This window comes from uncultured Dysosmobacter sp., from assembly GCF_947631165.1.
Classification (GTDB): domain Bacteria; phylum Bacillota; class Clostridia; order Oscillospirales; family Oscillospiraceae; genus Oscillibacter.
On sequence record NZ_CANRKH010000010.1, the window covers coordinates 24,246 to 37,726 of the forward strand.

Consider the following 13,481-nt stretch of genomic DNA (forward strand, 5'->3'; position numbering starts at 1 on the left):
TCAGTGTTACTGTAAGAAAGGGCCCGTGGGGCGGAAGCCCCCGGCGGCGTGGGAAATGAGATCTTTTACGCCAGGACCTTCTTCATGATGTCCAGGCCCGCGTCCATCTCCTCTTTCGTGATGACCAGTGGCGGCAGCAGGCGCATGCCGGGACCGGCGGTGAGCACCAGCAGGCCGTTTTCAATGAGCTTGTTCGCGATCTCGCCCTTGTGGAAACCCTCCTTCACCTCGATGCCGATCATCAGGCCCATGCCCCGGGTCTTGCCGAAGCAGGGCAGGTCCAGCGCCTCGATGCCCTGCCGCAGGTACGCGCCCTTGGCCTGGACCTCCGCCAGGAATTCGCCGGTCAAGGTCTCCTGCACCACCAGGCCCGCGGCGGCACAGACGGGATTGGCGCCGAAGGTGGTGGCATGGGTGCCGGGGCCCAGAACGTCCCGGCACTTTGCGCTTGCCAGGATGCCGCTCATGGGCAGGCCGCCGGCGATTCCCTTGGCAAAGGACGCTACGTCCGGCAGAATGCCGTACTGCTGGAAGGCGAACAGGCTGCCTGTCCGGCCCACGCCGGTCTGCACCTCGTCCACCAGCAGCAGCCAGTCCCGCTCTTCGCACAGCTTGGCCACGGCCTGGACGTACGCCTTGTCCAGGGGCAGCACGCCGCCCTCGCCCTGGACCAGCTCCATCATCACGGCGCACACATCGTCCCCGGCGGCCTCCAGGGCGCTGAGGTCGTTGGCGTCGGCGTAGCGGAAGCCCTCGGTGAAGGGGAAGAAATAGTTGTGGAATACCTCCTGGCCGGTGGCCATCAACGTGGTGATGGTGCGGCCGTGGAAAGAGTTGTTCAGCGTGACGATGGCGGAGCGGCCCTTGCCGTACTTGTCAAAGCTGTACTTCCGGGCCAATTTGATCATGCCCTCGTTGGCCTCGCCGCCGCCGTTGGCGAAGAACACACAGCTCTCGCCGGTGCGCTTGCAGAGGATCTCCGCCAGCCGCGCCGCCGGCTCCGTGTAGAACAGGTTGGACACATGGCCCAGCTTTTTGGCCTGGGCGGCGATGGCGTCGGCCCAGGGCTGATACCCGTAACCCAGGTCGCACACACCGATGCCGCTGGTGAAGTCGATATAGGCATTGCCCTCGGGGTCGTAGAGGGTCGCGCCCTGGCCGTGGTCCACGGCCACCGGGAAGCGGCCGTAAGTATTCATGATGTACTGGCCCGTCAGGGCCTTGATCTCAGCGGAAGTCATGTCAGTTCTCCTCCTTTTTCAGCATGGTGCCAATACCCTGGTCGCTCAGCAGCTCAATGAGGATGGAGTGGGGAATGCGGCCGTCCAGGATGTGGACCCGGTCCACGCCGCCGGTGATGGCGTCCACGCAGCACTCCATCTTGGGGATCATGCCGCCGGAGATGACGCCCTTCACCACCAGCTCCGGCACCTCGTAGGTGTGGACCACATGGATCAGGGTCTCCTCGTCGTGGGGGTCTTGCAGCAATCCCCGCACATCTGTCAGCAGGATCAGCTTCTCCGCCCCCAAGGCCACTGCCAGCTTGGCAGCGGCGGTGTCGGCGTTGATGTTGTAGGCGGTATCCGCGTCCACGCCCTGGGCCACGGTGGAGACCACGGGAATGTAGCCGGTCATCAGGGCGTTCTCCACCGGCTCCGGATTCACGCCGGTGATGCGGCCCACCAGGCCGTACTTCTCATCCAGGCGCTCCGCCTGGAACAGCTGACCGTCCATGCCGCACAGGCCGATGGCCTGGCCCCCCAGCCGGTTGAGCTGTGCCACAAGGTCCTTGTTCACCTTGCCGCAGAGGACGGACTGGACGATGTCCATGGTAGTCTCATCCGTGTACCGCAGGCCGTCCACGAATTTGCTCTGGTGGCCGATGCGCTTGAGCATGTCGCTGATCTCCGGTCCGCCGCCGTGGACCACCACGACCCGGATGCCCACCAGGCTCAGCAGAATGATATCGCTCATGACGGCCTTGCGCAGCTCCTCGGACACCATGGCGTTGCCGCCGTACTTGACCACGATGGTCTTTCCTGTGAATTTTTGGATATAGGGCAGGGCCTCCACCAGCGTGCGGGCCTGCTGTTCATGAGAGGACATAAGCCTCTCTCCTTTCCTCTATGAGTTCCAGGGTTTGCCTCTGGTTTCTCCGCATGAGCGGAAAAATAAAATGAAATCATTTTCGCCGCGGCGTGTACGTGGCGAAAATACCCCGACCTGTGCGCCTTGGGCGCACACGCCAGTGACCGATGTCACTGGTGGGGGGAATCTAAAGGGAGAAAGCAGCGAAGCGCCGCCAGTGGCGGATGAAACGAGCTGCTTTCGAGGCCGCGGCACGATTGGCGGCCCCAAATAGGGGCCGGGAATCGTACTGCCGCAACGGTGTGCGAAGTCCCCTCTTTAAGTACGGTAATCGCCGTTGATCTTCACATAGTCATAGGTCAGGTCGCAGCCCCAGCAGGTGCAGGCGGCGCCGCCCTCGCCCATGGTGATGTTGATCTCCACGTCGTGCTCCGTCAGGATCGTTTTCGCCTTGGCCTCGTCAAAGTCCAGGCCCCGGCCCTTCTCGCACACGGCGATATCCCCCGCCGCGCTGGCGAAGTGAACGTCCACCTTCTCCGGGTCGAAGTCCGCGCCGGAGTAGCCCATGGCGCACAGCACCCGGCCCCAGTTGGCGTCGGCGCCGAAAATGGCGGCCTTCATCAGGCTGGAGGAGATGACGGACTTGGCCACCGTCTCCGCCTGGGTCACATCCTTAGCTCCTTTGACGGTGCAGGTGATGAGGTGCTTGGCCCCCTCGCCGTCGGAGGCCATCCGCTTGGCCAGCTCCACGCATAGGGCCTGGAGAGCCTCCAGGAACGCGTCATAGTCCGGGCCTTTTTCCGTGATGCAGGGATTGCCTGCCAAGCCGTTGGCCAGGACAATGCAGCTGTCGTTGGTGGAGGTGTCGCCGTCCACACTGATGCGGTTGAAGCTGACGCCCACCGTCTCCAGCAGGGCGGTCTTGATCATTTCAGGAGAAATGGCGCAGTCAGTGGTCAAAAAGCACAACATAGTGCCCATATTGGGATGGATCATACCGCTGCCCTTGGCGATGCCGCCCATGCGGACGATCTTGCCGCCCACGGTGGTCTCCACCGCCACCTCTTTTTTCGCCATGTCGGTGGTCATAATGGCGTGGGCCGCCGCGTCGCTGGCCTCGTCGGAACGCTCCAGCGCAGCGTACAGCGCCGGCACGCCGTCCTCGATGACCTGGACGTTGAGGGTCTGGCCAATCACGCCGGTGGAGGATACCAGCACGTCCTCCGCTCCGCAGCCAATGGCCTTTGCCGCCGCAGCGCACATCCGCTGGGCGTATTCCTCACCGTGGGGGGCGCAGGCGTTGGCATTGCCGCTGTTGGCGATGATGGCCCGGGCCTTCCCGCCGGCCAGATGGGCCTTGTCCACATGGATGGGCGCCGCCTTCACCACGTTTTTCGTAAACACCGCCGCTGCGGCGCAGTCCACATCGGAGACGATCAGCGCCACGTCCTTTTTCCAAGCAGCGTGGGTCTTGACGCCCACATGGATGCCGGCTGCCCGGAAGCCCTGAGCGGCGCAGACGCCGCCGGAGATAAAGTTCAGCATACTTCTACCTCGCTGTTTCAATTAGTAATTCGAATACGGATCGGGGCGCGGATGAGAAAAAATTCTCATTCCTCGCTCCTCATTCCACATTTGGGATCATAGGTTCAGCCCTGTCGTTTCCGGGAAACCCAGCATCAGGTTCATGTTCTGGACAGCGGCGCCGGACGCGCCCTTGCCCAGATTGTCGAACAGGGCGGTGATGGTGAACTGACGGTCATTTCCCGCCACGAACAGAGACAGGCTGTCGGTCCCGGCCTTGGCCGCGCCGTAGAGCTTGGAACTGGCCTCGATGCCGCCCTCCTCGTCGGTGGGGTCGCCGGCGACCCGGACCAGCTTCTGGCCCCGGTAGTAGTCATAGAGCCTGGCCCACACGTCATGAAGGGCCGTCACGCCCTGGATCTGGCTCATATGCAACGGCACGGTGGCGGCCATACCCTTGTAATAGTCGTCCACAATGGGGCTGAACACCGGCTTTTGGGCCAGACCGCAGATCTTCTGCATCTCCGGCAGGTGCTTGTGGGCCTGGGTCACGCCATAGATGGCGGGGCTGGCCATCACCTCCGACTTGCCCTCCCCCTCGTACTGGGCGATCATCTTCTTCCCGCCGCCGGAGTAGCCGGTGAGGGAAAAGCAGCTCAGAACCGCGTCCTTCGGCAGCAGGCCCATGGCCGTCAGGGGATAGACGATGGAGATAAAGCCCGTGGCGTGACAGCCGGGGTTCGCAACCCGCTTGCTCTTTTTGATAGCCTCCCTGTGGGCCGGAGACAGCTCCGGGAAGCCATAGTCCCAGGCGGGGTCCGTCCGATGGGCGGTGGAGGCGTCGATGATGCGGGTGTTTGGATTCTCCACGAGGGACACCGCCTCGATGGCCGCCGCGTCGGGCAGGCACAAAAACACGACGTCCGCCGCGTCCATCAGCTTCTTTCGCTCCGCCGGGTCCTTTCGCTTGACCTCGTCGATCAGCAGCAGGTCGATGTCGCTGCGGGCGGCCAGACGGTCATAAATTTGCAGGCCAGTGGTGCCGTCCTTGCCGTCGATATATACTTTGGGTCTCATAATACGCCCTCCGGTTCAGATAGGAATAAAGAGATAAGAGATCTCTCTTATCTTTTATCTCGTTGCTGTATGAACTGCTCAATGGCCCCGATCTGCCTTGTGGTCTCCGCCGCGGCGGGGCCGCCGTAGCTCGCCCGCAGAGCCATGCAGTTCTCCAGGTTCAGCGCGTCGTACACGTCCGCCTCGAACAGGTCCGAGACGGCCTTCAGCTCCTCCAGGGTCAGCTCCTCCAGCGTCTTGCCCTGCTGGGTGCAGGCGGCCACCAGATGGCCCACGGTGGTGTAAGCATCCCGGAAGGGCATGCCCTTCTTGGTGAGATAATCGGCGCAGTCGGTGGCGTTGATGAAGCCTTTCCCCGCCGCCTTGCGCATGTTGTCCGGCAGGACGGTCATGGTGTCGATCATAGCGGCGAACACGGGGACGCACATCTCCACGGTGTCGATGGCGTCGAACACCGGTTCCTTGTCCTCCTGCATATCCTTGTTATAGGCCAGAGGCAGGCCCTTCATCACCGTCAGCAGGCCCATCAGGTCGCCGTAGACCCGGCCCGTCTTGCCGCGGACCAGTTCCGCCACATCCGGGTTCTTCTTCTGCGGCATGATGCTGCTGCCGGTGGCATAGGCGTCGTCCAGCTCCACGAACTTGAACTCCCAGCTGCACCAGAGGATGACCTCCTCGGCAAAGCGGCTCAGGTGCATCATCAAAATGGACAGGCCGGAGAGCAGCTCCAACGCATAATCCCGGTCAGACACGCCGTCCAGGGAGTTGCCCATGGGTCCGTCAAAGCCCAGCTCCTTCGCGGTCTGCCAGCGGTCGATGGGATAGGTGGTGCCCGCCAGAGCGCCGCTGCCCAGAGGGCACTCGTTGAGCCGCCTGGCGCAGTCCTCCAGCCGGGTCACGTCCCGGCGGAACATGGCGGCATAGGCGCACAGGTGCTGGGCAAAGGAGATGGGCTGGGCCCGCTGAAGGTGGGTATAGCCCGGCATCACGGCGGTCTGGTGCTGCTTTGCCTGACGGCACAGCACCCGCTCCAGCTCCAGAAGCTGCCCCACGATGACAGGGATCTGCTCCCGGACGTACATCCGGAAGTCCAGGGCCACCTGGTCGTTGCGGCTGCGGGCGGTGTGGAGCCGCTTTCCCGCGTCGCCGACGCGGGCGGTCAGCAGACTCTCGATGTTCATGTGGATATCCTCATTTTCGGCGGAAAATTCCACCTTCCCCGCCTCAATGTCCTCCAGGATGCCCAGCAGTCCCTCGGTGATAGCGGCCACATCCTCTTTGGGGATCACGCCGCAGTCCCCCAGCATCTTGGCGTGGGCCAGGGAGCCGGTGATATCCTCCCTGTACAGCCGTTGGTCAAAGCCGATGGAGGCGTTCAGTTCATTCACAAGGGCGTCGGTGTCCTTCCCGAACCGCCCGGACCATAGTTTCATAAAAGGTTCCTTTCACCGCAGACGCGGGGCGAAGAGGTCGTCTCCGTCCCGCAGTCCGCGTTTTTCTTTTCAAATGGGGCTAAGGGCATGCCCCTGATCTGTTTGCCAACAGCAAACAGATCCATTCAAATCATTTTCGCCGCGGCATGGGCGGGGCAAAAATCTTCCGGCCGCCTTTGGCGGCGGCACCATTCCTCTCAGGGGGCCCGCCGCGCAGGCTCGGCGGGGAGAGGAGGAAGAAACGGAGCAGTTTTCCAAGTCCCTCTTCCACCGGGTCTTGGAAAGATAGCGCAGTTTCTTCCGACGAGGTAAGGGGTGGTCAGGAGGGGAGCCTGCCCCCCTCCCAGGTTTTACAGCTTGCCCTGTTCTCTCAAGGCCAGCACCGTATCGGGCAGGCCCCACAGGTTGATGAAGCCGGTGGCATTGGTCTGGTCGTAGGCGCTCTCGTTGAAGGTCACCAGCTCCTCGGAGTACAGGCTATCGGGAGAGGTGACGGAGGCGGTGATGATGTTGCCCTTGTACAGCTTCAGCTTCACGCTGCCGGTGACATGCTCCTGGGTCTTGTCCGCAAAGGCGCTGAGGGCCTCCCGCAGGGGGGTGAACCACTTGCCGTTGTAAACCAGATCCGCGAAGTCCACCGCCAGCTTGCTCTTCATGTGGGCGGTGTCCTTGTCGATGGTGATCATCTCCAGGCACTGATGGGCCTTGTAGAGGATGGTGCCGCCCGGGGTCTCATAAACGCCCCGGTCCTTCATGCCCACCAGCCGGTTCTCTACGATGTCCAGCAGGCCGATGCCGTTCTCGCCGCCCAGCTTGTTCAGCTTGCGGATGATGTCGCTGGCCTTCATCTTCTCGCCATCAATGGCCACGGGCACGCCTTTTTCAAAGTCCAGGGTGACGTAGGTGGGCGCGTCGGGGGCGGTGATGGGGGAAACGCCCATCTCCAGGAAGCCGGGCTTCTCGTACTGGGGCTCGTTGGCGGGGTCCTCCAGATCCAGGCCCTCATGGCTCAGGTGCCACAGGTTCTTGTCCTTGGAGTAGTTGGTCTCCCGGGAGATCTTCAGAGGCACGTTGTGGGCCTCGGCGTAGTCGATCTCCTCGTCCCGGCCCTTGATGGACCACTCCCGCCAGGGGGCGATGATGGTCATGTCGGGGGCAAAGCGCTTGATGGTCAGCTCGAACCGGACCTGGTCGTTGCCCTTGCCGGTGCAGCCATGGCAGATGGCGTCGGCGCCCTCGGCCTTGGCGATCTCCACCAGCTTCTTGGCGATGATGGGCCGTGCAAAGGCGGTGCCCAGCAGATACTGCTCATAGCTGGCGCCCATCTTCATGGAGGGGATGATGACGTCATCCACCATCTCGTCGGTCAGGTCCGCGATATACAGCTTGGAAGCGCCGGTCTTGATGGCCTTTTCCTCCAGGCCGTCCAGCTCGTCGTTCTGGCCCACATCGCCTGCCACGGCAATGATCTCGGGGTCGTTGTAGTTCTCCTTCAGCCAGGGGATGATGATGGATGTATCCAGGCCGCCGGAATAGGCCAGCACGATCTTCTTGATGTCTTTCTTATCCTTTTTCATGATGGGGTCCTCCCTAAGTGTTGTTTGATGATGGTTGCATTATACGCCTACATTGAATATTTATTCAACTGTCAACTTGCATAATCTTTTCCATGTCCTTTGGTATTTTTTGCATATATCCACAAATCCATTGCTGTCAGTCGTTTTAGCTGTTCCAGTCCCGGCGGCCCTCCCCGATGGGCGGCCTGTCCCCCGGCGGCAGGCCGCCCTGCATAAAATTCCGCATATATTCACATTCACTGTATCGTGTGCATAGTCCGTCCCAGCGTGGGAAAGGACCAGCCCTCCGGCCGCCCTCTCCCATTTACACCATCTTCTCCGGCCGCACCGTCTCGTCAAATTCCTCCGCCGTCAGCAGGCCCAGGGCCAGCACCGCTTCTTTCAGCGTGGTGCCGTCGTGAAGGGCCTTTTTGGCGCATTTGGCCGCCGCCTCATAGCCGATCCTGGGCGTCAGGCAGGTCACCAGCATCAGGGAGTTGTGCAGGTTGCGCTCCATCCGCTCAACATCAGGGGTTATGCCCTCCACGCAGTGGGCCCGGAAGGAATCCATAACATCCGCCAGCAGCCGGGCGGAGAGCTGGAAGTTATATGCCGAAACCGGCAAAAACACATTCAGCTGGAAATTGCCCTGGCTGGCGGCGAAGCCGATGGCCGCGTCGTTTCCCATCACTTGGACGGCGACCATGGTGACGGCCTCGCACTGGGTCGGGTTCACCTTGCCGGGCATGATGCTGCTGCCCGGTTCATTCTCCGGGATGCGCAGTTCGCCCATGCCGCAGCGGGGGCCGCTGGCCTCAAAGCGGATATCGTTGGCGATCTTCATCAGGTTGGCCGCCAGGGCCTTCAGCGCCCCGTGGGCAAACACCAGGGCGTCCTTGCTGGTAAGGGCGTGGAACTTGTTTTCGTCCGGGGTAAAGTCCAGTCCCGTCATCTCCCGGAGCTGGGCGCAGACCATCTCATCGTATCCCTTGGGGGCGTTGAGGCCGGTGCCCACGGCGGTACCGCCGATGGCCAGCTTGGTCAGTTCCGTCAGGGCCAGACGCAGCATCCGGCAGGGGGCCTCCACCAGCTCCCGCCAGCCGGAGACCTCCTGAGCGAACCGCAGGGGCGTGGCGTCCTGCAAATGGGTCCGGCCGATGCGGATCAGATCCGGGTATGCCGCCGCCAGCTTTTCAAAAGCCGCCGCCAGCCGCTCCGCCGCAGGGATCACGTCGTTTGCCACGCTCAGCGCCGCCGCGATGTGCAGGGCGGAGGGAAAGGTGTCGTTAGAGGACTGGGAGGCGTTCACATGGTCGTTGGGATGCAGGGCCACGCCTTTTTCCGCCGCCAGATGGGCGATGACCTCGTTGACATTCATGTTGGTCTGGGTTCCGCTGCCGGTCTGCCACACCACCAGGGGAAACTCGCCGTCCCATTTCCCCTCCCGGATCTCCCGGCAGGCGGCGGCGATGGCCTGGGCCTGCTCCTCCGTCAGCTTGCCTGCCTGTCGGTTGGCCAGAGCGCAGGCTTCCTTCAAATAGGCGAAGGCGGTGATGATCTCCCTGGGCTGGCGCTGGCCGCCGATCTTGAAGTTCTCAAAGCTCCGCTGGGTCTGGGCGCCCCAGTGGTGGTCCGCCGGAACGGATATCTCCCCCATGGTGTCATGCTCGATGCGGGTGTTCATATGGATCGATCCCCCATTTGTACAAAATTTCATTTTATTATATCCGGAAAGACGCCGGGACGCAAGGGGGATGACTCCTCAGAGCTGATACAAATCACTCATCAAACAATTTCATTGTTTGATTGGGGCCGCTTAAGCGGTACCGGCGGCGAAGCCGCCAGTGATGAAAGTCCATACTTTTCCTGCGCGGCGCAGACGCGGCGGCGGGATGCGCCGCAATAAAAAACTTTTTAAAGTTTTTTATTCTCAAACAGTATGGTAGGGGGAAAATCGAAACCGTCCCAATCCCCGCATCTCCAAAAGGCCGGGGACCTCCGTCCCCTTCTGGGCATACCGGACCCGGAATAGCTTTGCCGCCGGGTCATATTCCGCCGTGGTGGAGGTAATGCCCCGATTGTCGTGGTTTGGGAGGTTCGAAAGGTCCAAAACGCCTTTCCAGATGGTATCCCCCCGCCGCTGATAGACGAACACATTCCGGCGTCCGTCGCCGCCGTACTGGACATTGGCCGCCAGCTCTTCCCTGCCGTCGCCGTTCAGGTCCACAGAGAAATCCTGGGGGCCGTCAAAGCCGAAGCTCTCCGCGATGGGGAAGGTCTCCTCCTCCGTCACGGCGTAGTAGACCCGCCGCTGCCAAATGGCACCCTGGGTCTGCATGTATCCGTCATAGCCCAAAATATCAACAAAGGCCGTGCTGTTTTCCGGCAGGTCTGCCGGTGCGGATGGCTGCTTGCTCATATGCGCTCCTCCTTCCGGGAGGAAGCCCCTCCCTCCATCTATCCTATGCGCCGCCAGGGAAAAAGGGGCGGTGAAAAGCCCCGGCAAGCGCAAGACGCGTCTGCCGGGGCTTTTGTATGTCAGGAATAGGGGTAGAACTCTTCCATCTGTTCCATGCCCTGGATCTCCGCCACGGCATAGTCCTCCTGCCCTGTTTTGTGATAGTGGATGCGGAACAGGTTCTCCGCCGGGTCGTACTCCTCCCAACTGGAGCCGATGCCGGTGTATTCGTAGTCCGGCAGGCCCTCCGGCGTCACGCAGCTCTGCCAGATCCCGCCGTCCCGCCGCTGGTAGACATAGGCCCGCCGCGCGCCGTCGGCGTTGAAGGTCACATTGCACACCAGCTCCTTCTGCCCGTCGCCGTTCAGGTCCACGGAGTAATCTTCACGCCCGCCCCAGCCGAAGCTCTCGGCAATGGGGAAGGTCCCCTCCGCCGTCACGGCGTAATAGGTCCGCAGGCTCCAACGGTCCCACTGCTCCTGCCAGAGAAAGCCGTCATAGCCCAGGATGTCCGTGAACGTCTCTGCGGTCTGGACCGGCAGGCTCTCCCCGCCGATCCCCAGCGCATCCAGCAGCAGCGTCATCCCGGCGGCGCTCTGGCCGCAGGAGCGGACGTACAGCCCGCCTCCGCTCCGATGCTCCGTCCAGGTGAAAGCGGTGCTCTCGGTAAACAGATCCCCGGGCGGGTCATTCTCTCCGACATAGCTGAACTGTACCGGCCGGCCGTCCACTGTCCAGGAGATGGCCCAGACCTCCTCCGGCAGAAGGGCCGCCAGCAGGCAGGAGGCGTTGCTCAGCAGTTCCTCGCCGCTGTCGGCGATCCCGCCCAGTGTCCCGGACACCGACAGCTCCAGCACACCGTCCTCTGTCAAGTTCCAGCCGTTCAGGCCGATCAGCCGCTCCGGGATGGCCTTCACCAGCAGCGCCGTCTCTCCCCGCAGGGCGAAGAGGGACGCGCCCAGCTCGCTGACCGGCGCTCCGCCGCCGTTCTGGGGATACAGCGCCTCCAGCAGCGTCTCCACCGCCTGGGGCGAAGCGCCGTAATCCCGGATGCTCCCCGCCAGGCCGTGGGCGTGGAGCCAGGGATCCGTATTCCACAGGCCGTCGTTTGGGGTCAGGGCCTGCACGCCGCCGTCGATCCAGTTCCAGGTGGTGGCGGCGTAGTCGTCCAACAGGGCCAGCAGCACCATGCTGTACCGCCACATCAGGGTGCTCCGCTTTTCCGCCGCCACCGGGGAATCGTAAAACAGCAGGGACAGGTAATTCCCCGCAGCCTCCTGAAGCTCCCAGCGCCCCAATGGCTCCTCAAAGTCCTCCATGGCGGACAGCAGAGCCTCCGGGTCGCCCCGCCCGGCGTACAGGGTCCGGGCCAGGTCGGCCTCCGCCCCGCTGCCCCAGTTCAGATATGCCAGCAGCTCCCGCAGGGCCTCCGGGGAGGCGCCGTACCGGCGGATGTCCGTTTCGGACGCCCCCAGCTCCGCCAGGTCCTGGGCGGCCTCTGCCGCATCCTCCGTGACACGCCACCCCATACCGGTCTCCTGGCTCCCGGTGCGGAGCTTCACATCAAAGATCACCTTGGACACATCCTCCCGCAGGGCCAGCAGGAGCAGGGCGCAGTTCGCCGCCTGATCGAGATCCCCGGAGGCGGCCTGCTCCGCCATCAGGAAGAGGTCCCCGGTGCCGGGGGACAGGTAGCAGCGGGTCAGCTGTTCCGGTTCCAGCTCCCAGGGGCACTCCTGAAACAGGCGCGTCACCAGGGTCTCAATGTCCCCGTCCCGCAGGTCGTAAAGGGTCTGGGCCAAGCCGCCGCTCTCCCGCGCAAACGCCTCTTTCAGCTCCGCCGTCCCCAGCTCGCTGAGCCGCAGGCGCAGGACCACCGCCGTGTCGTTCCGCAGAAGCTCCTCCATCCAGGTGTCCGTCCCCGGCTGGATGCCGAAGGTATGGAGCGTGTCCTCCGTCAGCGCGGCGGCTGCCACCGCGGTGTCCTCTTCCAGGGCCACCCGCCCCTTTTCCGTGTTGTCGCACAGGCTGTTCCAGGCCATGCCGCTGTACTGCCGGCCTGACAGCCGCACTCCTATGGAGGCCCCGCCCTCACCGCCATCGGCAGCGGCAGCGCCGAAGCTCCACTGGATGCCGTAGCCATCAAAGACCGCCAGCAGTCTGGCAGTGCCCTCCCGGGCAAGGGCCGTTCCGGACGTGTTTCCGGCGTCCTCCCCCAGGCTCCAGGCTCCCAGCGTTTTCCGCTCCGCCAGTACCCCTCGGTCGTAGATCTCCTGGTACAGCAGGCAGGAGCGGTACCGCTCCGCCACAGAGTAGGTGAAGGTCTGTTCGCCCTCCTCTCCGGTCTCCGCCAGCCGCACCCATCTGTCCGGCCTGCTCTTCCCGTTGGTGCCGCAGACCGCCGCCACCAGGACCACCAGCGCCACGGCCAGAAAGACCACCCGGGGCGTCTCCCGCTTCCAGTTCAGCACGTTCTTCACCCGCCGGGAGGCGTCGTGCTCCCCGAAGGCCAGCACCATGGGGCCCCGGCGGTCCAGGGCAAAGGACACCAGCGACAGGCTGTAGCCCTTCTTCACCTGGTCCCCCAGCCGGGCCAGCACTGCCTCGTCGCAGCGCATTTCCATGTCCCGGCAAAACAGCCGCCAGCACAGCCACGCGGCGGGATCCCACCAGTACACCGCCAAAATCAGATAGGCCAGCAGCTTGACCCAGTGGTCCCGCCGGCGGATGTGATACCGCTCATGGGCCAGCACGTAGGTCCGCTGACTGCTGTCCAGGCGGAAGGGGATGTAGATGCGGGGCCTCACGAAGCCCATCACAAAGGGGGTCGAGATGCTGCCGCAGGCCCAGATCTCGCCGCCCTCCCACACGGCGGCGGCCATACGCCGCCGCAGGCGGATATAGCTGACCGCGCTGTAGGCCAGCAGCGCCGCCATGCCAATCAGCCACAGCACCGCCCCGGCCCGCAGGGCGATCTCCCCGGCGGACAGGGCCGTCCGGACCGCCTCCGCCCCGCCGCTCTCCAATTCAGGCGCCAGCACCGTCACCGCCGGGGACGGGGAGATGGGCGCCGCCTGCACGGCGGGCAGCGCGCCGTTCTGCACACTCTGGGTGGCCTCCGCCACGGACTGAAGGGGGCGGAGGTTGAAAATGCTCCAAGGCGAGCGGGAGATGACCGCCTCCGGACACACCAGCCGGAACCCCACCACGCACCACAGCCAGTAGCTGTATTTTTTCGGCGCCTGCCGCAGCAGGCACCGGGCCAGCAGCACCACCGCCATCACCGGCAGGGCCGACAGGGCCATGGACAGCAGCTTTTGGAAGATCGCCGTCAGCAGCTCCATC

At 63.4% G+C, this 13,481-nt stretch carries 10 protein-coding genes; 1 reads left to right on the forward strand and 9 read right to left on the reverse strand.

Annotated features, from left to right (window positions below):
* Positions 1-65: 65 nt before the first annotated feature.
* The 7 genes from Q0Z69_RS06720 to fumC form a co-directional block, all read right to left on the reverse strand.
* Complete coding sequence (locus Q0Z69_RS06720; RefSeq protein ID WP_298031169.1) at positions 66-1,241, reverse strand: aspartate aminotransferase family protein; 1,176 nt, start codon at positions 1,239-1,241, stop codon at positions 66-68.
* A gap of 1 nt (position 1,242) precedes the next feature.
* Positions 1,243-2,106, reverse strand: a complete 864-nt coding sequence (gene argB / locus Q0Z69_RS06725; protein ID WP_298031171.1) for an acetylglutamate kinase — start codon at positions 2,104-2,106, stop codon at positions 1,243-1,245.
* Between the two features lie 300 nt (positions 2,107-2,406).
* Positions 2,407-3,633: a bifunctional glutamate N-acetyltransferase/amino-acid acetyltransferase ArgJ gene (gene argJ / locus Q0Z69_RS06730; protein ID WP_298031173.1), complete on the reverse strand. Its 1,227-nt coding sequence runs from the start codon at positions 3,631-3,633 to the stop codon at positions 2,407-2,409.
* Positions 3,634-3,729: 96 nt separating this feature from the next.
* Positions 3,730-4,689, reverse strand: a complete 960-nt coding sequence (argC, locus tag Q0Z69_RS06735) for an N-acetyl-gamma-glutamyl-phosphate reductase (RefSeq protein ID WP_298031176.1) — start codon at positions 4,687-4,689, stop codon at positions 3,730-3,732.
* Between the two features lie 47 nt (positions 4,690-4,736).
* Positions 4,737-6,122, reverse strand: coding sequence for an argininosuccinate lyase (gene argH / locus Q0Z69_RS06740; RefSeq protein WP_298031179.1), 1,386 nt, complete (start codon positions 6,120-6,122; stop codon positions 4,737-4,739).
* Positions 6,123-6,472: 350 nt separating this feature from the next.
* A complete protein-coding gene (locus Q0Z69_RS06745) occupies positions 6,473-7,699 on the reverse strand; it encodes an argininosuccinate synthase (RefSeq protein WP_298031182.1) in 1,227 nt (408 codons plus the stop codon).
* Positions 7,700-8,003: 304 nt separating this feature from the next.
* Positions 8,004-9,362, reverse strand: a complete 1,359-nt coding sequence (gene fumC / locus Q0Z69_RS06750) for a class II fumarate hydratase (RefSeq protein WP_298031185.1) — start codon at positions 9,360-9,362, stop codon at positions 8,004-8,006.
* Between fumC and Q0Z69_RS06755 the strand changes: the two genes are divergently transcribed.
* Positions 9,363-9,584 carry a hypothetical protein gene (locus Q0Z69_RS06755; RefSeq protein ID WP_298031187.1) on the forward strand — a complete coding sequence of 74 codons (222 nt, stop codon included), beginning with the start codon at positions 9,363-9,365 and terminating at the stop codon, positions 9,582-9,584.
* 24 nt (positions 9,585-9,608) lie between these two features.
* On the opposite strand, the gene Q0Z69_RS06760 is transcribed toward Q0Z69_RS06755, so the two are convergent.
* Together Q0Z69_RS06760 and Q0Z69_RS06765 are read right to left on the reverse strand one after the other, a co-directional pair.
* The gene (locus tag Q0Z69_RS06760; RefSeq protein WP_298031188.1) at positions 9,609-10,097 is read right to left on the reverse strand and encodes a hypothetical protein; all 489 of its coding nucleotides are present in this window, start codon (positions 10,095-10,097) and stop codon (positions 9,609-9,611) included.
* Between the two features lie 119 nt (positions 10,098-10,216).
* Complete coding sequence (locus tag Q0Z69_RS06765; protein WP_298031190.1) at positions 10,217-13,480, reverse strand: M56 family metallopeptidase; 3,264 nt, start codon at positions 13,478-13,480, stop codon at positions 10,217-10,219.
* Position 13,481: the final 1 nt, after the last annotated feature.

Bases quoted from the DNA above. Each gene is read 5' to 3' on its own strand.
- Q0Z69_RS06765 (WP_298031190.1), bottom strand. From the start codon at position 13,480: ATGGAGCTGCTGACGGCGATCTTCCAAAAGCTGCTGTCCATGGCCCTG.
- argC (WP_298031176.1), bottom strand. From the start codon at position 4,689: ATGAGACCCAAAGTATATATCGACGGCAAGGACGGCACCACTGGCCTG.
- Q0Z69_RS06720 (WP_298031169.1), bottom strand. From the start codon at position 1,241: ATGACTTCCGCTGAGATCAAGGCCCTGACGGGCCAGTACATCATGAAT.
- argB (WP_298031171.1), bottom strand. From the start codon at position 2,106: ATGTCCTCTCATGAACAGCAGGCCCGCACGCTGGTGGAGGCCCTGCCC.
- argJ (WP_298031173.1), bottom strand. From the start codon at position 3,633: ATGCTGAACTTTATCTCCGGCGGCGTCTGCGCCGCTCAGGGCTTCCGG.
- fumC (WP_298031185.1), bottom strand. From the start codon at position 9,362: ATGAACACCCGCATCGAGCATGACACCATGGGGGAGATATCCGTTCCG.
- argH (WP_298031179.1), bottom strand. From the start codon at position 6,122: ATGAAACTATGGTCCGGGCGGTTCGGGAAGGACACCGACGCCCTTGTG.
- Q0Z69_RS06755 (WP_298031187.1), top strand. From the start codon at position 9,363: ATGGATCGATCCCCCATTTGTACAAAATTTCATTTTATTATATCCGGA.
- Q0Z69_RS06760 (WP_298031188.1), bottom strand. From the start codon at position 10,097: ATGAGCAAGCAGCCATCCGCACCGGCAGACCTGCCGGAAAACAGCACG.
- Q0Z69_RS06745 (WP_298031182.1), bottom strand. From the start codon at position 7,699: ATGAAAAAGGATAAGAAAGACATCAAGAAGATCGTGCTGGCCTATTCC.